The sequence below is a fragment of the Arthrobacter pascens genome (assembly GCF_030815585.1).
Classification (GTDB): Bacteria; Actinomycetota; Actinomycetes; order Actinomycetales; family Micrococcaceae; genus Arthrobacter; species Arthrobacter pascens_A.
Map to the genome: position 1 here is coordinate 2,916,404 of NZ_JAUSWY010000001.1, position 17,129 is coordinate 2,933,532.

The 17,129-nt window shown below is 67.5% G+C and carries 19 protein-coding genes and 1 riboswitch; of the genes, 6 read left to right on the forward strand and 13 right to left on the reverse strand.

Going from position 1 to position 17,129, the window contains the following annotated elements:
• Positions 1-12 precede the first annotated feature (12 nt).
• Positions 13-128: riboswitch (SAM riboswitch) on the reverse strand.
• Between the two features lie 162 nt (positions 129-290).
• Entirely contained in the window at positions 291-929 is a 639-nt protein-coding gene (locus QFZ30_RS13565) for a VOC family protein (protein ID WP_307077021.1), read from the forward strand.
• Between the two features lie 142 nt (positions 930-1,071).
• On the opposite strand, the gene QFZ30_RS13570 is transcribed toward QFZ30_RS13565, so the two are convergent.
• On the reverse strand, positions 1,072-1,851 hold the full coding sequence (locus QFZ30_RS13570) for a CPBP family intramembrane glutamic endopeptidase (protein ID WP_307077022.1): 780 nt from the start codon (positions 1,849-1,851) through the stop codon (positions 1,072-1,074).
• Positions 1,852-1,860: 9 nt separating this feature from the next.
• Between QFZ30_RS13570 and QFZ30_RS13575 the strand changes: the two genes are divergently transcribed.
• Positions 1,861-2,070, forward strand: coding sequence for a hypothetical protein (locus tag QFZ30_RS13575; RefSeq protein WP_307077024.1), 210 nt, complete (start codon positions 1,861-1,863; stop codon positions 2,068-2,070).
• Between the two features lie 73 nt (positions 2,071-2,143).
• Here the strand turns inward: QFZ30_RS13575 and QFZ30_RS13580 are convergent, their stop codons facing one another.
• Genes QFZ30_RS13580 through QFZ30_RS13595 form a run of 4 tightly spaced genes read right to left on the reverse strand, consistent with a single transcriptional unit; the run spans position 2,144 to position 6,241 of the window.
• Positions 2,144-4,357 (reverse strand): MMPL family transporter, encoded by a 2,214-nt coding sequence (locus tag QFZ30_RS13580; RefSeq protein WP_307077025.1) that lies wholly within the window; start codon positions 4,355-4,357, stop codon positions 2,144-2,146.
• Positions 4,357-4,956, reverse strand: a complete 600-nt coding sequence (locus tag QFZ30_RS13585) for a hypothetical protein (RefSeq protein ID WP_307077027.1) — start codon at positions 4,954-4,956, stop codon at positions 4,357-4,359. The genes QFZ30_RS13580 and QFZ30_RS13585 overlap by 1 nt, the downstream gene beginning before the upstream one ends.
• Positions 4,953-5,957 carry an NAD-dependent epimerase/dehydratase family protein gene (locus tag QFZ30_RS13590; protein WP_307077029.1) on the reverse strand — a complete coding sequence of 335 codons (1,005 nt, stop codon included), beginning with the start codon at positions 5,955-5,957 and terminating at the stop codon, positions 4,953-4,955. Before QFZ30_RS13590 ends, QFZ30_RS13585 begins: the two co-directional genes overlap by 4 nt.
• A complete protein-coding gene (locus tag QFZ30_RS13595; RefSeq protein ID WP_307077031.1) occupies positions 5,954-6,241 on the reverse strand; it encodes a hypothetical protein in 288 nt (95 codons plus the stop codon). The genes QFZ30_RS13590 and QFZ30_RS13595 overlap by 4 nt, the downstream gene beginning before the upstream one ends.
• Positions 6,242-6,352: 111 nt before the next feature.
• Here QFZ30_RS13595 and QFZ30_RS13600 point away from each other — a divergent pair, with 111 nt between their 5' ends.
• On the forward strand, positions 6,353-6,805 hold the full coding sequence (locus QFZ30_RS13600; RefSeq protein ID WP_307077033.1) for a MarR family winged helix-turn-helix transcriptional regulator: 453 nt from the start codon (positions 6,353-6,355) through the stop codon (positions 6,803-6,805).
• Complete coding sequence (locus QFZ30_RS13605) at positions 6,802-7,026, forward strand: hypothetical protein (RefSeq protein WP_307077035.1); 225 nt, start codon at positions 6,802-6,804, stop codon at positions 7,024-7,026. The genes QFZ30_RS13600 and QFZ30_RS13605 overlap by 4 nt, the downstream gene beginning before the upstream one ends.
• Positions 7,027-7,147: 121 nt before the next feature.
• Here the strand turns inward: QFZ30_RS13605 and QFZ30_RS22050 are convergent, their stop codons facing one another.
• Complete coding sequence (locus QFZ30_RS22050; protein WP_373462843.1) at positions 7,148-7,591, reverse strand: GNAT family N-acetyltransferase; 444 nt, start codon at positions 7,589-7,591, stop codon at positions 7,148-7,150.
• Here QFZ30_RS22050 and QFZ30_RS13610 point away from each other — a divergent pair.
• Positions 7,524-8,204, forward strand: coding sequence for a histidine phosphatase family protein (locus QFZ30_RS13610; protein ID WP_307077037.1), 681 nt, complete (start codon positions 7,524-7,526; stop codon positions 8,202-8,204). The genes QFZ30_RS22050 and QFZ30_RS13610 overlap by 68 nt on opposite strands.
• Before the next feature lie 3 nt (positions 8,205-8,207).
• Here the strand turns inward: QFZ30_RS13610 and QFZ30_RS13615 are convergent, their stop codons facing one another.
• The 5 genes from QFZ30_RS13615 to tdh form a co-directional block, all read right to left on the reverse strand.
• Positions 8,208-9,002, reverse strand: a complete 795-nt coding sequence (locus QFZ30_RS13615) for a DeoR/GlpR family DNA-binding transcription regulator (protein WP_307077038.1) — start codon at positions 9,000-9,002, stop codon at positions 8,208-8,210.
• Between the two features lie 95 nt (positions 9,003-9,097).
• Entirely contained in the window at positions 9,098-10,303 is a 1,206-nt protein-coding gene (gene hutI, locus QFZ30_RS13620; RefSeq protein WP_307077040.1) for an imidazolonepropionase, read from the reverse strand.
• 11 nt (positions 10,304-10,314) lie between these two features.
• Positions 10,315-11,421, reverse strand: coding sequence for an NAD(P)/FAD-dependent oxidoreductase (locus tag QFZ30_RS13625; RefSeq protein WP_307077042.1), 1,107 nt, complete (start codon positions 11,419-11,421; stop codon positions 10,315-10,317).
• A 43-nt stretch (positions 11,422-11,464) separates the two neighbouring features.
• On the reverse strand, positions 11,465-12,661 hold the full coding sequence (locus QFZ30_RS13630) for a glycine C-acetyltransferase (protein WP_307077044.1): 1,197 nt from the start codon (positions 12,659-12,661) through the stop codon (positions 11,465-11,467).
• An 8-nt stretch (positions 12,662-12,669) separates the two neighbouring features.
• On the reverse strand, positions 12,670-13,716 hold the full coding sequence (gene tdh / locus QFZ30_RS13635; protein ID WP_307077046.1) for an L-threonine 3-dehydrogenase: 1,047 nt from the start codon (positions 13,714-13,716) through the stop codon (positions 12,670-12,672).
• A gap of 129 nt (positions 13,717-13,845) precedes the next feature.
• Between tdh and QFZ30_RS13640 the strand changes: the two genes are divergently transcribed.
• Complete coding sequence (locus tag QFZ30_RS13640) at positions 13,846-14,757, forward strand: LysR family transcriptional regulator (RefSeq protein ID WP_307077047.1); 912 nt, start codon at positions 13,846-13,848, stop codon at positions 14,755-14,757.
• A gap of 57 nt (positions 14,758-14,814) precedes the next feature.
• Here QFZ30_RS13640 and QFZ30_RS13645 read toward each other — a convergent pair whose 3' ends face one another.
• Both QFZ30_RS13645 and gatB read right to left on the reverse strand, forming a co-directional pair.
• On the reverse strand, positions 14,815-15,426 hold the full coding sequence (locus QFZ30_RS13645; protein ID WP_307077049.1) for a hypothetical protein: 612 nt from the start codon (positions 15,424-15,426) through the stop codon (positions 14,815-14,817).
• A 193-nt stretch (positions 15,427-15,619) separates the two neighbouring features.
• Positions 15,620-17,128 (reverse strand): Asp-tRNA(Asn)/Glu-tRNA(Gln) amidotransferase subunit GatB, encoded by a 1,509-nt coding sequence (gene gatB / locus QFZ30_RS13650; protein ID WP_307080257.1) that lies wholly within the window; start codon positions 17,126-17,128, stop codon positions 15,620-15,622.
• Position 17,129 lies beyond the last annotated feature (1 nt).

A 17,129-nucleotide genomic window follows, 5' to 3' on the forward strand; every position in this document is an offset into this window, starting at 1 on the left:
GTGAGGACCTTTTCTACGCGCTTGCCCGCCGTCAAGTGACCGGCAGGCCAGGTCTTCACCCGGGGCACCCCACCGCGGAAGGAGGGTTGCCGGCCAGCAAGCCGGGGCTGTCACTGGCACTCATGACCTGGTTCGAGTGTACGAAACAGCTGCGGCTTATGGCTAAGAGTGTGACCGGTTATGACTTTCGGAGTCCAGGTTCCGGCGCAATGTCCACTCATGACACAAGGTCAAAGTCGGTAAGGCTACCCTTAGCTGAGAGCCGGATCACAAAGTGCCAAGATGATGGCATGCGCATGGATCACGTCTCTTACGCCTGTGAACACGATGGCCTGGCAGCCACGACCGAACGTATTTCGTCCGCCCTCGGCGTTGAAGCCGTGAAGGGCGGAGTGCACCCCCGTTTCGGAACCCGGAACATGATCATCCCGCTCGCCGGCCACAAATATCTTGAAGTAGTGGAGGTGCTTGACCACCCCGCATCGGACAAGGCCCCGTTCGGACAGGCTGTCCGGGCACGGTCCGCGGCCGGCGGAGGCTGGATGGGCTGGTGCGTCGAAGTGGAGGACCTCGCCCCCTTCGAACAGCGACTGGGACGGGCCGCCGTCAATGGCAACCGCAAATTCCCGGACGGCCGCGAACTGGTCTGGAAGCAGATCGGCATCCTGGGCCTCATCGCCGACCCCCAGGTTCCGTACATGCTCAAGTGGGAAGGCGATCCCGCCCTCCACCCGTCCAACGCCTATGAAAGCAACGTCAAGATGTCCTGCCTGACCATTGCAGGTTCGGCGGAGCGGGTCACCGAGTGGCTCGGCGAGCCCGTCGAGAAACCCCTCGAGGATGTGGCAGTTGACTGGGTGGCTCCGCACGGAACCCCCGGCATCCTGTCCGTCACCTTCGAAACCGCTACCGGAGCAGTCACCATCTGATTGCTCCCTCCGGCCGGATTCCGGCCATCCGGGCAGAACACCACCAGATAGATGCCCGGCCAATCTTCGGCCGCCATCAGCGGGTGCCAACGATGTCACCCACCGATGGCGGCCGAATTCTTTAAGGCCGGGTTCTCAAAAGTCAGCCCAGGCCCACAGCCTTGCCGAAGAGGCTGAAGCCGACGAAGGCCACGATGTCCAGCAGGGCATGGGCAATGACCAGCGGCATCACCCGCTTGGTCCTGGTGTAGAGCCAGGCGAAAACCACGCCCATCACGGCATTGCCGATGAATGGTCCGAATCCTTGGTAGAGGTGGTAGCTGCCCCGCAGCATCGAGCTGATGAAGATGGCCAGGGGCATGCTCCAGCCGAACTTCCCGAAGCGGTCCAGGAGGTAGCCCACCACAATGACCTCCTCCACCACGGCGTGACGCACTGCGGACAGGATCAGCACAGGAACGGTCCACCAGTAGGCATCGAGTGCGCTGGGGATAATGGCGGTGGTGATTCCCAAGGCCCGGCCGGCCGCGTACAGGCCCAGGGACGGAATCCCGATCACCGCTGCGAGGCCGAGGCCCTGCAACAGGTCCCGGCCGGGCCGGGCGAAGTCGAACCCCAGCTTCCGGAAGGCCGAGCCGCCGTGGAGCCCGGCTCCGGTGCTCGACTGCCGCTGGTCCGTGAGGAAGTAGATCACCAGCAGCACCGGCACCAGGGCGAAGACGATGTCCAGCAACTGGTAGGTGAGGTCAAAATATTCGCGGGTGCTCTGCGAGCGGTTGAGGGTGGACGTGCCCTCCGCCAGCGGGGCGCGGGTCATCTTATCCAGCAGCTGCACCACCGAGTAGACCGCGGACTGCCCCAGGGACAGTCCCAGCACAATCCAGACTTCAATCCGCAGGCGACGGCGTGAGGGAACCAACATGTTCCCATCTTGCCTGCAGTTTCTGGATCTTCGCTGGTGACGGACACGATGGCGCGCCGCGACGTGCGGGGCGTCCGGCTCGGGGTGAACCGTGCGTTCCACTCGCATCACATGGACCCGGTGCTGGACGGTCTCCGGGCGGCCTTCGAGGGGATGCAGCTCCGGCTTCCCCCCGTCCCGATGGTCTCCGACGCGACCGGCGAACCCGTCGGCACCTGAGGTGGCCACCAGCGACTACTGGGTCCGGCACACACGCGAGCCCGTGCGGTTCGGCGGCGCTCTGAACGGGCGCCTACACGGGCGTCTGCTCCGGCACCGTCACGGGCGCCACCTGCCGTCGCGCCCTCTGGCGCCCCTCCGGCGCCCGCAGCCAGCGCGGCGCCCACCAGTTCGCCTCGCCTAGGAGCTTCACGCTCGCCGGGAGCAGCACGAGCCGGACGATCGTCGCGTCGACGAGGACCACGAGCGCCATGCCGAGGCCGACCATCTTGAGGTAGACGACCCCCGACGTGAGGTACACGAGGAACGACAGGCCGAGGATGCCCGCGGCCGTCGTAACGAGCGGGGCCGACATCTGCAGGCCGCGCGCGACGGCGTCCTCGAGCCGGCGGCCGGCGTCGTGCTCCTGGAGGATGCGCGACAGCAGCAGCACTTCGTAGTCCATGGAGAGCCCGAACGTCACGCAGAACATGAGGATCGGGATGGACAGGTCGAGGGTTCCTGTCGCGGTGAACCCGAGCAGAGTGCTCAGGTTCCCCTGCTGGAAGACCCAGACGAGCACCCCGCCGAGGACCGACAGGCTGAGCAGGTTGAGCACCGCCGCCTTGAGCGGCAGCACGATGCTGCGCACCGACAGCATGAGCACGAGCGTGCTCACTAGTAGGACGACGAGGAACACCCACGGCAGCCGCTCGACGAGCGCCGAGCGGTAGTCGTCGAGCACGGCGGGATACCCGCCGACGACGGCCTGGGCGCCCTGGCCGGCACCCGCACCCCAGGCGTCGGCCGCGGTGCGCACGTCGGAGACCAGCCCGTACGGATCGGCGTCCAGGCGGTCCGACGTCGGGACGACGACGATCGGCGCCGCGAACGTCTCGGGCGACGGACCTGCCGCAGCGCCGTCGACGTACCGCTCGCCCCCGCCGTGAGCCTCGGCGACGCCGTCGACCGCGGAGAGCGCCTTAGCGAACCCGGCTGACTGCTCCGCCGTCCAGGCGACACCCGAGCTCGGGAGGGCAAAGAGGCTGTCGGCCACCTCGCTGTCGAAGTCGGCCCGGATGGTGTCCTGGACCTGCCGGCTGGTCGTCTCAGCGGGCAGGATCCGGTCGTCCGGCGGGCCGACCCGCAGCCCGAGCAGCGGCGCCCCCAGCGCGAGGACGAACACGCCGGCCAGCGCCGTGTACACGACGGGGCGCCGCATGGTCCGCCGCGCGACGCGCTCGAACCAGCCGGTCGGCGTGGTCGGCAGGGCAGCGCGCGACAGGTCGAGCCGCTCCCCCATCAGCGCCAGCACGGCAGGCAGGACGACGACGGCGCCGAGGGTCGCCGTCGCGACGACGGCCACGCCGGCGTACGCGAACGAGCGCAGGAACGGGAACGGGAGGAGCAGGAGTCCGAGCAGCGACGCGGACACCGCGGCGCCGCTCACGAGCACCGTCATACCGGCGCCCCGCACCGCGTCGGCCGCGGCCCGCGCGGGCGAAAGGCCCGCCGCGCGTCCCTCCGCGTGCCGGGCGATGACGAACAGGCCGTAGTCGACGCCCAGGGCTATCGCCATGACGAGCACGAGGTTCGCCGCGAACGTCGAGACGTCCGTCAGCGCGGCGACCACCCGTAGCGCACCCATCGACCCGATGATCGTGACGATGCCCAGGGCGAGGATCAGCGCCGCGGGGACGACCCGACGGAACACGAGGACAAGCAGCAGGAACACGCCGGGCAGCACAATCGCCTCGGCGAGGCCGAAGCCCCGTCGCGCCTCGTCCGAGACCTGGCGGAACACCTCTTCCTGCCCGCCGAACGCGACTGTGACGGGTCCGCGGTCACCGGACCACTCCGCGGACAGTTCGCCCACGAGCGCGCGCGCCTCGGTGGGGTCGCCTGCGGCCCGCGCGACGATCAGCGCCTGACTCCCGTCGCCACTGCGGAGCACCTCCCAGTCGTCGGCCGACCAGTAAGAGAAGACGTCCTCGATGCCCGGCTCGGCGGCGAGCGCCGCCTCGACCTCGCCGGCCGCCTCGGCGACCTCGGCCTGGTCGACGTCGCCGTCGCGTGCCGTGACCAGCACGGTGACGTTGGGCGGGCCGCTGCCGAGGCCCGCGAGCTCTTCCTGGGCGAGCACCGCGGGCGACCCGGGGGTCTCGAAGCGGGCGAGCTGGAGCTGCGGGAGGGTGCCCGCGGCGAGGACCCCGGCGACCACGAGGAAGAGGGCGCCGATGAGCAGAACCCGCTTCGGTCGCCGGGTGACGGCCTCGCCGAGCCTGCCGAGCGTGTCGTTCCGTTCCATCAGAGCCTCTCTTTGTCGAGCCGGGAGGCGAGCCCGTCGAGGGCTGCCTCGTGCTGGCGGGCAGGGTCGAAGTAGTGGCCGGCGTCGGGCACCTCGACCAGTGTGGTCGGCGGTGCGCCGACGAGCAGTGTCTTGTGCACGCCGCCGAGCTGCACGCGCGCGCCTTGCTCCCCGTAGACGAGCTGCACGCGCGCGCCTTGCTCCCCGTAGACGAGCTGCACGCGCGCGCCTTGCTCCCCGTAGGGGAACAGGACGGGCACGTCGATCTCCCGCAGCCGCTCGGCGTCGACCATCACGCCCGCGAGCTGGGAGACCATGTCGCCGCGCTCGTCGACGACGCCCGGCGGGACGTCCAGAACGGGCTCGTCTGCCGCGGTCGCCAGCTCCGTGCAGGGAGCCTGTTCTGCCAAGGGGGCGGCCACGGCGGGCCCTTCCCTTCCGACCCCCGCTGGGACGACGAGGGCGGCGTCTACGAGGGCGAAGCCCTGGGTCCTGCCGCGATGTGGTGTGCTCATCAGTGCTGGTTCCTTCACCTCTCGGGTACGGTCCGCCGGCGGGTTCGCCGGCATCGTCGTGCGGATGCCGTCGGAGCGGCTCACAGGAGCCCCTCCGCCCGGTACCAGGCGGCCTCGTCGTGGAGGGTGTCAGCAGCCGGCCGGAACTCGACGCCCAGCTCCCGCCGCGCCCGGTCGGAGCTGACGCGCGCCTTGTCGCCCTGCACGAGGACCTCGGCTCCGGCCCGGTTTGCGACGTCCTCGCGGCCCGTCAGGCGGTTGAGGGTGCCGAGGGAGGTCGCGAGGGCGAGCGTGAGCCCGCCGGGCAGGGCGTGCGGGGCGCGGCGCCCCGTCTCGCTCGCGATCACTGCGGCGAGGTCGCGCAGGCGCTCCCACCTGCCGGCGGCGACGTACCGACGGCCGCTGACCCCCATGTCGAGCACACGGACGCAGATCTCGGCGACGTCGCGTGCGTCGACCATGCTGTTGCCGACGTCGGGCAGGACGGGCAGCTCACCTCGGGCGATCGACAGGAAGAGCCGGCCCGACGACGTCGGGCCGCTGTCGCCGGGGCCCCACATCCAGCCGGGGAGGACGAGCGGGACCGAGGGGCCGCGCCCGTGCGCCACGTGCGCCTGGACGACCGCCTCGGCGGCGACCTTGCTGGCCGCGTACCCGTTCACGGCGTCGGCGGGCGGGGGCGACTGCTCATCGGCGGGTGCCGACACCTCGCCCTTGGCGAGCGCCGCGGTGGAGCTCACGTGCACGACGGTGCGGATGTCGTGCCGCTCGGCCACGGCCAGGAGGCGCCCGAGCGCCGTCACGTTGGTCTCGTACAGGAGCCGCGGGTCGGCGCCCGGCAGGTAGAACTCCCGGAAGTACGCGGCGGCGTGCACCACCGACCTAACGTCGGGCAGGACCTTGTCCCACACGTCCGGGTCGACGGTGTCGCCGACGACGACCCGCACCTCGGGCGGCAGGAGGCGGGCGGCGCGCTCGCCGTCCCGGGTAAGCACGGTGACGGGCCGGCCGTGCTCGACGAGCCGGCGCACCACCGACGAGCCGAGGAGGCCGGTGGCCCCGGTGACGAGGACGGGGTCATTCATCTTTCCTCCGCGGTGGTGGCGGGCACGGGCACGGCGACGCCGGGGGCCGCCACGTCCTCCGGCGCGGTGACCAGCAGCACGACGTCGGGGGCCGCCTGCGGGACATGCTCCTCGACCGCCGCGGCGACCAGCGACGACTCCGCCTCGGGGTCGGTCACGCCACCCGCGCCCAGCCGGCTCTCCACGCCGCTGCCACGCACGCTGCCCGGGGCGATGAACACCACCGCCGCGAGGAGGAGCAGGCGGGGGCGCCGTGTTGCTAGGGCACCGATATTGTTGAACATCGAAGGCCTCCGTGTGCGCCAATAGTAGATTGTATCGATGATAGGCCTGGCGTATGGATGTCCGCAACGTTCACGGCAGCGGTCATCAACGCCATCAGAAAGGAGCTGGCAGTGGGAATCTCAGAACAAACGCCGCTGTCACAGACCATCGGATACCGCCTGATCAAGGTGGGCGAGATGGTCATGGAGACGGCCGAGCAGGTACTGGCACCGACAGGGATCAAGCCGAGGCACTTCAACGTGCTCTCCACCCTCTCGGTCGACGCGACCCTGTCCCAGCGCGAGCTGAGCACGGCGCTGGGGATCGACCCGAACGTGATGGTCGACCTCATCGACGAGCTCGAGCGACAGGGCTTCGCCCGACGTGAGCGGAGCCCGGTCGACCGCCGTCGCCACATCGTGGTGGTCACCCCGAAGGGGAAGGCGGTGCTCACGAAGGCCCAGGCCGCGGTCAACGAAGCCGAGGAACGGGTCCTCGGCGTGCTGACCTCGGACCAGCGTCAGGTCCTCTTCGAGGCCGCCGGCGTACTCCTGGGCCTGGCCCCGGTGCCGCGGGCGGGATGAGCACCCCGCCCGCGGCAGAGCTCGCGGCACGCCTGGCTGCGAAGGATGCCAAGGGAACGCGGAAGCGCGCCATCAGCGAGAACCCCCGCTACACCGGCATCGCGAACGGGTTCCGGTTCCAATGCACCGACTGCGGCGGAGGGTTCGAGGACGAGAACGAGGGCATTCACGCGGACGCCCGCTGCCGTGTCCCGGGTGCCAGGAGTTCGGGCCGGCTGTAAGGCTGACGATCAGAGCGGGTCAATGCTCTTCGCAGCCGCAGAAGTCGTTTTCTGACTGCTTCCGTCTACACCATCTTGTAGAACCAGTGCCCGAGCAAGGTGGGCTCCGGGTGCGATTCAGTTACCGGGTAGGGCCCCAGGAGTGGCACCGGCTCTTGCAAGGGCATGATCCGATATCCGTTCGCTCATAGAACGACGGCACCCCGTTGCGCTCATCCATGAAACCGGTCATGTGCGAGACACCTTCGCTGCGGGCGTTGGCTTCAACGGCTGCAAGCAGGGCTCGACCGACGCCTTGGCCGCGCATGTCCTCGCGGACCGCTATCGAGCCGAGTACGGGCGAACGCGGGCCAAACCGCGGGCGTATTCCTGCCCTCCACGCTGGGCCGCGATCTGAATCAGCATGGAAACTGCGCTGCGCTGGCCCATCCTTTTCTTCCCGGAAGGCCAGCCGCTGAAGGACACTGCCCCGGGAGCTGCCCTTATGCTTGGGGCTTATGAGTGCGCCCGGGAAAATCATCATGATCCGGCACGGCCAGTCCGCAGCCAACGCCGATACCTCCATCTACAACCGCGTCCCAGATTACCGGATACCCCTCACTCCCCTGGGTGTGGAACAGGCCAGGGCGGCCGGCGAACGCATCCGGAGGGAGCTGGACGGCCGTCAGGTCTGTGTCTACGTGTCGCCCTACCTGAGGGCCCACCAGACCCTCGAAGCCCTCAACCTTGGAAGCCTCACGGAAAGGGTGATCGAGGAGCCGCGGCTCCGCGAGCAGGACTGGGCCAACTTCCAGATCAGCGGCGAGATCGAGGACCAGAAGGAACTCCGCAACGCCTACGGCCACTTCTTCTACCGCTTCCGCGAAGGCGAGTCCGGCTCCGACGTCTACGACCGCATCTCCTCGTTCATGGAGACGCTCTACCGGCATTGGTCCAAGCCGGACTACGCACCCAACACCCTGCTGGTGACCCACGGACTCACCATGCGGCTGTTCTGCATGCGCTGGTTCCACTGGTCTGTGGAGTACTTCGAATCGCTCAACAATCCGGACAACGCTGCAGTGCGGACCCTGGTCCGCAGCGACCAGCACAAGTACGAACTCGACATTCCGTTCAGCCAATGGGTGGACCGCAGGGTGGATGAGACTGTCTTGGACGCGCCGCCCGTGGTCTTTTAGCCTTCAGGCGATGTGGGGAGCAACGATGACTTCCGTGCCCGTGGCCTCGAACGCTGCCTTGTCCTTGGCCGAAATCCCGGCATCGGTGATAAGGCGTGTGAACTCGTAGCCGTCCATGGTGGCGAAGGCCCGGACGCCCACCTTGGATGAATCCGCCAGCACGTACGAGATACGGGCCCTGCTGGCCAGCAGGGCATTTACTGATGCCTCACCCTCCCCGGTGTTGGTCGGTCCCACCTCAGGGTCAATGCCGTTCACGCCGATGAACGCGATGTCCAGGACCACCTTCTGCATGATGATGTCGGTGTATGGCCCCACCAGTTCATAGGAGCGTGGATTGAGGATGCCGCCGGTCACCATGACTTTAATGTTGGGCCGGACGGCCAGCTGCGAGGCGATGTTAATGGCGTTGGTGACCACTGTCAGCGTGGACTGGTTTGACGGCGCGTTGAGGTCTTCGCGGGTTGCCAGGATCTGGGCCAGGGCGGTGCTGGTAGTGCCTCCGCAGAGCCCGATCACCGCACCGGGGGCAATGAGCGCAGACGCCGCCTGGGCAATCTCTTCCTTGGCCACAGCATGGTCGTCACGGTTGTACCGGCCTGGGAGGTCATAGGCGAGGGCGCCCGTGGTGGCGCCGCCCCGGGTCCGGGTCAGCAGCCGCCGCTTGGCGAGGCTGTCCAGATCGCGCCGGGCCGTGGCCGGTGAGACGCCAAGCCGGCCGACGATCTCCTCCACCTCCACCTGGCCGGTTTTGGCGAGGAGGTCCAGGATGGCCGTGAGTCGGTCGGTGCGGGTCATGGTGCCTCTCGGAGTGAAACAGTCACCGATAAGTGACGTTTTCTGATCATAACAGACACCAAATGATCATGTAACGTCACACAGGCCCTCTGCGGCTACCGCGCCCGGACCCCCGCCCGCCATACAGCGTACGTGAGCGGCATGCCCGGGCGGTAGGCGAGGTGGCTTGCCGACGGCGCATTCAGGACGTGCAGGTCCGCCCGGTGTCCGACGGCGAGGGATCCCACCGCCCGTTGGCCGTCGGCGTCGTTACCGGCCTCCCGGTGCAGCGCCAGCGCCCCGCCGTACGTCGCCGCCCGGACAGCCTCATGGACGGTGAGCTGCATCTGCAGCACTGCCGTGGCAACGCAGAAGGCCATGGAGCTGGTGTAGGAGGTTCCCGGGTTGCAGTTGGAGGCGAGGGCCAGCTGCACCCCCGCATCCAGGAGCTTACGTCCCGGGGCGAGCGGCTGCCTGGTGGAGAGGTCGCACGCCGGTAGGCAGGTGGCCACGGTACCGCGTGCGCCGGCGCCGGACTCCCAGCCGGACCAGCTTCCGGCCAGCGCTGCCACGTCACCGTCCGACAGGTAGTTCACATGGTCAACACTGGCCGCCCCCAGCTCCACTGCAAGCTGCACGCCGGGACCCTCGCCCAGCTGGTTGCCGTGTACACGGATGCCCAGCCCGGCGTCCCGGCAGGCCTGGAGTACGTGGCGGGCCTGCTCGGCGGTGAAGGCACCCTCTTCGCAGAACACGTCCGCCCACCGCACATAGGGGCGGACGGCGTCAAGCATGGGTCCACAGACCAGCTCGGTGTACGCGTCCGCGTCAGCCCCTGCGGGGACCAGATGGGCACCGAGGTAGGTCACTTCATCCGCCACGGTGGAAGCGATCCGGGCGCTCCGGGCTTCGTGCTCGGTGTCCAGCCCGTACCCTGTTTTGGTTTCGAGGTAGGTGGTGCCTTGCGATACGGCCTCAGCCACCCGCCCCATCGCCAGCCGCGTGAGGTCATAGTCGGACGTGCGGCGCGTGGCGTCCATGGTCACGGCGATGCCTCCCGCTGAATATGATTCCCCTGCCATCCTGGCCTCGAACTCCGCGGAACGGTCGCCCGCGAAGACCAAGTGCGTATGGGAATCCACCCAGCCAGGCAGCACGGCGCGGCCACCGGCGTCCATCGCGTCATCAGCCGCGGGGGCATCGCTGGCCGCCCCGATCCATTCAATCCGCTCACCGTCGATCACGACGGCGGCGTCCTTCAGGACCCGATGCTCCATGTCCTGGGTCATCAGTTCGGCAATGTTGGTGATCAGCGTGCTCATGAGTCCATTCTTCAGCCCCGGATGGACCAGCGGCTTGCGGCGAGCGCCTGCGCTGTCCGGGATACCGGATGCGTGCCGGAATCCTGGCCCTGACCTGCCAGGATCTGGGCGGCGGCCAGCTCCGCCATGGCCGCCGACGTCTGGAAGCCGTAGCCTCCTTGCCCGGCCAGCCAGTAGAAACCGGGAGCCTCGGCGTCGAAGCCTGCCACCGGGATGCCGTCGGCCGCCTCGGTCCGGAGGCCGGTCCACGCAGTCCGGACGCCGCGGATCCCGAGCGTGGTCACCCGGTTGAGTTTCGTCACCAGCCGCTCCACATCCCCGGGGCGCGGCCGCGCATCCTCCGGCCCGCTGGGAACCGTCTCCGACGGCGATATCAGCACATCGTTGCCGTCGCGGCGGAAGTAGAAGGAGTCGTCCGCGGCGGCCACCATGGGGCTGTACTCAGGCAGCGGATGTTCGACGTCGACAATCGCCGCGGTGCGCCGGTACGGCTGCAGGCCGAGCTTCTCCACTCCGCTGATGACTGCCAGTTCGTCCGCCCAGGCGCCGGCGGCGTTAACCATCACCCCGGCCTGGAATGCTTCCTGCCCCGCCCCGATCTCCCAACCGGAACCCAGGCGCTGGGCGGAATGCACCCGCGCACCGGTGATGATGTCGGCTCCGGCGGCCTCCGCCCGCAGCCTGTAGTCCGCCAGCAGCAGGGGCGCGTTACAGCCGAAGGATCCCGTGTCCAGGCCTGCGGCAGAGAAAGACTCCGGGACCAGGGCCGGGCACAGATCAAGGGCCTCCGCGTGGGAGATGGGGCGCATATGCCCGCTGCTCTCTGCCCGCACCGCTTCCTCCGTGCCGATGAGCATAAAGCTGCGTGGCGACAGGACGGGCTCGGGCAGTTTTGCGTCCCTGGCGGCCATGAGCTCCAGTGTGCGGACCGTCAGTTCCTGGACAACCGCGGGGCCGTAGCTGGGAATCAGGTTCCGGGCGGAGCGGGAGGACGTGTGGTATGCCAGCTCCTGCTCCGCTTCCACCAGCGCCACGCTGCAGCTGCCCGCAAGCACCGAGGCCAGGGACAGGCCGGCTATGCCGCCGCCCACAATCAGGACGTCGTAGTGTGCTGTCATGCGTCCATCCTTGCAGAGTTGCCGTGTGGCCGGGCCGGCAGTCCTACGCGGCTACTGCGGCACGGCTGGCGACGAAGGCACTCACGCAAGCCTCGACGTCGTCCGCTGAGTGTGACGCCGAAAGCTGCACCCGGATCCGGGCGGCGCCGCGCGGGACTACGGGAAAGCTGAAGGCGGTGACGAAGACGCCATGCCGGAGCATCTGGTCCGCCACTTTGGCAGCCAGCACGGCGTCGCCGAACATCACCGGAACGATCGCGTGCTCGCCGTCCAGGAGCTCGAAGCCCTCCTCCGTCATCCGGCGCCGGAACAGCTGTGCATTCTCGAAAAGCCGGGTTCGCAGCTCGCCGGAACTTTGCACCAGGTCTAACGCTTTGATGGTGGCCGCCACGATGGCGGGGGCCAGGGAGTTGGAGAAGAGGTAGGGGCGGGCCTTCTGGCGGAGCATTGCCACCACCTCGCTGCGGCCGGAGACGTATCCGCCGGAGGCGCCGCCCAGCGCTTTGCCGAACGTTCCGGTGTAGATGTCCACCCGGTGGGACACGCCGGCGTGCTCGGGCGTCCCGGCACCCGTGGCGCCCATAAAGCCCACTGCATGGGAATCGTCCACCATGACCAGCGCATCGTGCTGCTCAGCGAGGCCGCAGATGGCTTCCAGCGGTGCGAGGTAGCCGTCCATCGAGAAAACACCGTCCGTGACGATGATTTTGCGCCGGGAGTCCTTCGCCTCAATAAGCTTCGCTTCCAGGTCGGCCATGTCCTGGTTCGCATAGCGGAACCGCTGCGCCTTGCACAGCCGGATGCCGTCGATGATGGAGGCGTGGTTCAGGGCGTCGGAGATGACGGCGTCCTCAGGCCCGAACAGCGACTCGAAGACGCCGCCGTTGGCGTCGAAGCAGCTGGAGAAGAGGATGGTGTCCTCCGTGCCCAGGAAGCTGGAGACGCGGGCTTCCAGTTCCAGGTGCAGGTCCTGGGTGCCGCAGATGAAACGGACACTTGCCATGCCGAAGCCGCGGGCGTCCATGGCTGTCTTGGCGGCCGCGATGATGTCCGGGTGGTCGGCCAGGCCCAGGTAGTTGTTGGCGCAGAAGTTCAGGACGTTGGCCCCCGGCTGGCCGATCTGCCCTGCCGTGACATGGCTGGACTGCGGTGAATTGATGCTTCGTTCGGTCTTGAAGAGTCCGGCGGTGCGGATCTCCTCCAGCTCATCCTGCAGCTGGTCCTTGATCGAGGTGTACATGGCGCTCCTTAGAGTTCGGTCCAGTCGAGAACAACTTTGCCGCCCAGGCCGGCCCGGGCAATGTCAAAGCCTTTTTCCCATTCCGCTGCGGGAAGCTTGTCCGTCACCACCGCGGAGATTCCGGCGTGCAGCACCGGGTTGGAGGACAGCATGGCACTCATGGCGTACCAGGTCTCGTACATTTCCCGGCCGTAGATGCCCTTCAACGTCAGCATGTGCGTGACCACCTTGCCCCAGTCGATGGTGATGGACTGGGTGGGCAGGCCAAGCATGGCAATGCGGCCGCCGTGGTTCATGTTGTCGATCATCTCAGGCAATGCCGTGGGGTGGCCGGACATTTCCATGCCGATGTCAAAGCCCTCGCGCATGCCCAGCTCCCGCTGCGCATCCCGGACCCGCGTGGTGGAGACGTCGATGGCCAGGTCCGCGCCCAGGCGGCGTGCCAGGTCCAGGCGGGGCTGCGAAACGTCGGTGATGGCGATCTTGCGGGCACCGGCATGGCGGGCCACGGCAATGGCCATCAGGCCGATGGGGCCCGCGCCGGTGATGAGGACGTCCTCGCCCACGAGCGGGAAGCTGAGGGCGGTGTGGACGGCGTTGCCGAAGGGATCGAAGATGGCACCGAGCTCCGGCGTGACCGACTGGCCGTGATGGACCCAGACGTTGGTTTCGGGGATGACCACGAACTCTGCGAAGGCGCCGTCACGCTGGACGCCCACACTGACCGTGTGGATGCACATCTGCCGGCGGCCCGCGCGGCAGTTGCGGCAGATTCCGCAAACCACGTGGCCCTCGCCGGAGACCCTGTCGCCCACTTTGACGTCACGGACATCCACGCCGACCTCCACCACCTCGCCGTAGAACTCGTGGCCAGCGATGAGCGGAGCCTCGATGATGCCCTGCGCCCAGGCGTCCCAGGCCTGGATATGGAGGTCCGTCCCGCAGATGCCAGTGGTCATCACCCGGATTTTGACCTCGGCAGGCCCTGCCTGCGGCTCCGGACGGTCCACCAGTTCAAATCCGGCCTGCGGCCCGGCCTTGTACAGAGCCTTCATCGGCTTTCCTCACTCTAGAAACTCTTCGGCATGACGCTGCCCACCCCATTACAACGGGGAAAACGCATTAGCACAACAGAAAAATTCTCAATCGACGATGTAGGCGCGGCTAAAGCATAGGATGGACAGATGGAAATTCATCAGCTGGAGATCCTCCGCGAACTTGGGGCCCTGGGCAGTGTCAAAGCCGTGGCGGAGACACTGATGGTCACGCCTTCGGCCGTGTCGCAGCAGCTGTCCCTGCTGCAGCGGACCGTCGACGTCCCACTGACCAGGAAGGACGGGCGGAGCCTGGTGCTGACCGAAGCCGGCCAGGTGCTCGCAGACGCCGGCGCCGCCGTCGTCAGCGCCATGGCGGACGCCAGGACGGCGATCGGCGCGTATCACGGCTCCCCGGTGGCCGCCGTGACACTCAGCGGATTCCACAGCGCCGGGCAGGCTCTTTTTGCTCCGCTCGCCAGAATGCTCGACGCGCCCGGCCAGCCGCGGATCCTGCTCTCCGACGAGGACGTGGCACAGCACGACTTCCCCGCCCTGACGGCCCGGTACGATCTGGTACTGGCGCACCGCATGGACCACAGCCCACGCTGGCCGGAGGAAAGGGTGGCAGTGATCCCGCTGGCCCACGAGCCGCTGGATGTCGCGCTTCCGGCCGGACACCGGCTGGCGGGCCAGGCCGCGGTCACAGCGGACGACGTCGTCGGCGAACCTTGGGTGACCAGCCACACCGGCTACTCCCCCGCGGACGTGCTGTCCGCCGTCGCCGCGGTTTCCAGCAAGGAACTGAACATTGTCCACCGGATCAACGACTACTCCACCGTGGCCGCGCTGGTGGCAGCCGGCGGCGTGGTGGGACTGCTGCCGCGGCTTACGGCGCGGCCGGTGCTCAGCCCGGACATCGTGCTGCGGCCGCTGGAGGGCATCAGCACCCGGCGGCGGATCGACATCCTGGCCCGCCCCGAGAACCTGAAGCGACGTTCGGTGATGATCGTCTGCGAGGCGCTGCAGGCCATTATGACCGGGCTGGTGGACCAGGCCTAGTCCCAACTGGGTAGCAGTAAATGTCGTTATGAGGGCTCAAAACGACGCCTGCTGCACCTACTTTGCGGGAATTGGCTTACCGTGGCCGTGCTCCTTGCCCAGTCCCTTGCCCAGGCCTTTCCCGAGACCCAGTCCCGGGCCGGATCCCGCGCCTTCCACCAGCTTGCGGGCCGTGACGTCGCTGCCGTTCTTGACTCCTGAAACGCCCACTGCGTCACCCGTGGCGATTTCCGCGATGGTGACGTCTGATGGCTTCAGTCGCTTACCGTCGTCGCCCTTTGCCGGGGTGCCGTCCGCCGCGGGGGCCGGGAACTTGACGATCCTGGTTTCGGCGTTCACGGCGTAGCTCTGGGTAAACCCGTCCTCGCTTTTGACGGTGACGGAGGATTCACTCACGGCGTCAACGGTTCCGCGCTGGCTCAGCACCGTCTCGAAGGTCCCGTCGCTCTTCTTCACTACGCTCTCGCTGTGCAGATGCTGGGCTTTGGCGGCCTTGTCCTTGGCAGGCTTTTGCTGCCCATTGCCCTTTCCGGGGGCGGAGTCCGACGGCGATGGTGATGGCGTGTCTGTGGCTGCCCACGTGATGGCGGTGCCGGTGCCGGTCAGCGCCAGTGCCACCACCCCGGCCAGCAGTGCCTTGCGAATTCTCAGCGGCTCTCGGACTGTCATGGCGATCCCTCTCGCAGCACCTGCAGGACCTCGGCGCCCTGGGATTTCAGTGTACGGCCGGGAGCCGACGCTGAACACGAGTACTTTTCGGGGCCGGAAATGAATACTTAAAGCCCAACTGGGTCGCAATTAAGGTCGTTATGAGAGCTCAAAACGACGTTAACTGCGACCCAGTTGGGTTAAAACCGAGTACTCAGCCCTCGACGCCGAGTTTTGCCAGGATCAGTTCTTTGACGCGTCCGGCGTCGGCCTGCCCGCGGGTGGCCTTCATCACGGCACCCACGATCGCCCCGACGGCCTGGATCTTGCCGCCGCGGATTTTGTCCGCAACGCCCGGCTGTGCAGCCAGCGCAGCATCAATGGCCTCCAGCAGGGGACCGTCGTCGGAAACCACGGCCAGGCCGCGCTTTTCCACGATCTCCGCGGGGGTGCCTTCACCGGCGAGCACGCCGTCCAGCACTTCGGTGGCCATCTTGTTGTTGATCTTTCCCTCTGCCACCATCTTGCTGAGCTCGACGATGGTGGCCGGCTGGACGCCGAGTTGGCCCGGGTCCACGTCCGCGTTCTTGGCGCGGCCCACGATCTCGCCCATCCACCATTTGCGGGCGACGGAGGCGGAAGCACCGGCGGCGATGGTTTCCTCGATCTCGTCCATGACGCCGGCGTTGACCACGTCGCGGAATTCGAGGTCGGAGTAGCCCCAGTCCGCCTGCAGCCGCTTGCGGCGGGCAGCGGGCGGCTCGGGCAGGGTGGCGCGGAGTTCCTCAACCCATTCGCGCGACGCAACCACGGGAACGAGGTCAGGCTCGGGGAAGTAACGGTAGTCGTCGGCGTCGGACTTGGGACGTCCCGAGGTGGTGGTGCGGGTGTCCTCGTGCCAGTGGCGGGTCTCCTGGACCACAGGCTGGCCGGAGTCCAGGACGGCGGCGTGCCGCTGGATTTCGTAGCGGACAGCGTGTTCGACGGCGCGAAGGGAGTTCACGTTTTTGGTTTCGGAGCGGATGCCGAAGCGTTCGCGGCCGTGCGGGCGGAGCGAGACGTTGGCGTCGCAGCGGACGTTGCCGCGCTCCATCTTCGCGTCGGACACGCCAAGGTTCTTGACGATCTCCCGGACAGCGGCCACGTAGGCCTTGGCCAGTTCCGGAGCCCGGGAACCGGCGCCCTCGATGGGCTTGGTGACGATTTCCACCAGCGGAACCCCCGCACGGTTGTAGTCAACCAGCGAGAAGTCGGCACCCTGGATGCGGCCCGTGGCCCCGCCCATGTGGGTCAGCTTGCCGGCGTCCTCTTCCATGTGGGCGCGTTCGATCTCCACGCGGAAGACCGTGCCGTCCGAAAGTTCGATGTCCAGGTAGCCGTCGTAGGCAATGGGTTCGTCATACTGGGACGTTTGGAAATTCTTGGGGGTGTCCGGGTAGAAGTAGTTCTTCCGGGCAAAGCGGCAGGCTTCGGCGATCTTGCAGTTCAGCGCCAGGCCGATTTTGATGGACGATTCCACGGCGGTCTTATTCAGCACGGGCAGGACACCGGGCATGCCAAGGTCCACCTCGTTGACGTTCGTGTTGGGCTCATCGCCGAAGACGTTGGGCGCGGACGAGAACATTTTGGTCTTGGTGTTGAGCTCCACGTGGACCTCGAACCCCAGGACGGGGTCGTACTTCTCCATGGCCTCTTCGAAGCTCAGGATTGTTTCAGTCGTCATC

What these genes read in the sequence shown, in the direction of transcription:
- hutI (WP_307077040.1), bottom strand. Translation starts at nt 10,303, where the DNA reads ATGAGCACGCTGATCACCAACATTGCCGAACTGATGACCCAGGACATG.
- QFZ30_RS13565 (WP_307077021.1), top strand. Translation starts at nt 291, where the DNA reads ATGCGCATGGATCACGTCTCTTACGCCTGTGAACACGATGGCCTGGCA.
- QFZ30_RS13615 (WP_307077038.1), bottom strand. Translation starts at nt 9,002, where the DNA reads ATGACCCGCACCGACCGACTCACGGCCATCCTGGACCTCCTCGCCAAA.
- QFZ30_RS13625 (WP_307077042.1), bottom strand. Translation starts at nt 11,421, where the DNA reads ATGACAGCACACTACGACGTCCTGATTGTGGGCGGCGGCATAGCCGGC.
- QFZ30_RS13645 (WP_307077049.1), bottom strand. Translation starts at nt 15,426, where the DNA reads ATGACAGTCCGAGAGCCGCTGAGAATTCGCAAGGCACTGCTGGCCGGG.
- gatB (WP_307080257.1), bottom strand. Translation starts at nt 17,128, where the DNA reads ATGACGACTGAAACAATCCTGAGCTTCGAAGAGGCCATGGAGAAGTAC.
- QFZ30_RS22050 (WP_373462843.1), bottom strand. Translation starts at nt 7,591, where the DNA reads ATGGAGGTATCGGCGTTGGCTGCGGACTGGCCGTGCCGGATCATGATG.
- QFZ30_RS13630 (WP_307077044.1), bottom strand. Translation starts at nt 12,661, where the DNA reads ATGTACACCTCGATCAAGGACCAGCTGCAGGATGAGCTGGAGGAGATC.
- QFZ30_RS13610 (WP_307077037.1), top strand. Translation starts at nt 7,524, where the DNA reads ATGAGTGCGCCCGGGAAAATCATCATGATCCGGCACGGCCAGTCCGCA.
- QFZ30_RS13580 (WP_307077025.1), bottom strand. Translation starts at nt 4,357, where the DNA reads ATGGAACGGAACGACACGCTCGGCAGGCTCGGCGAGGCCGTCACCCGG.
- QFZ30_RS13640 (WP_307077047.1), top strand. Translation starts at nt 13,846, where the DNA reads ATGGAAATTCATCAGCTGGAGATCCTCCGCGAACTTGGGGCCCTGGGC.
- QFZ30_RS13570 (WP_307077022.1), bottom strand. Translation starts at nt 1,851, where the DNA reads ATGTTGGTTCCCTCACGCCGTCGCCTGCGGATTGAAGTCTGGATTGTG.
- QFZ30_RS13605 (WP_307077035.1), top strand. Translation starts at nt 6,802, where the DNA reads ATGAGCACCCCGCCCGCGGCAGAGCTCGCGGCACGCCTGGCTGCGAAG.
- tdh (WP_307077046.1), bottom strand. Translation starts at nt 13,716, where the DNA reads ATGAAGGCTCTGTACAAGGCCGGGCCGCAGGCCGGATTTGAACTGGTG.
- QFZ30_RS13590 (WP_307077029.1), bottom strand. Translation starts at nt 5,957, where the DNA reads ATGAATGACCCCGTCCTCGTCACCGGGGCCACCGGCCTCCTCGGCTCG.
- QFZ30_RS13595 (WP_307077031.1), bottom strand. Translation starts at nt 6,241, where the DNA reads ATGTTCAACAATATCGGTGCCCTAGCAACACGGCGCCCCCGCCTGCTC.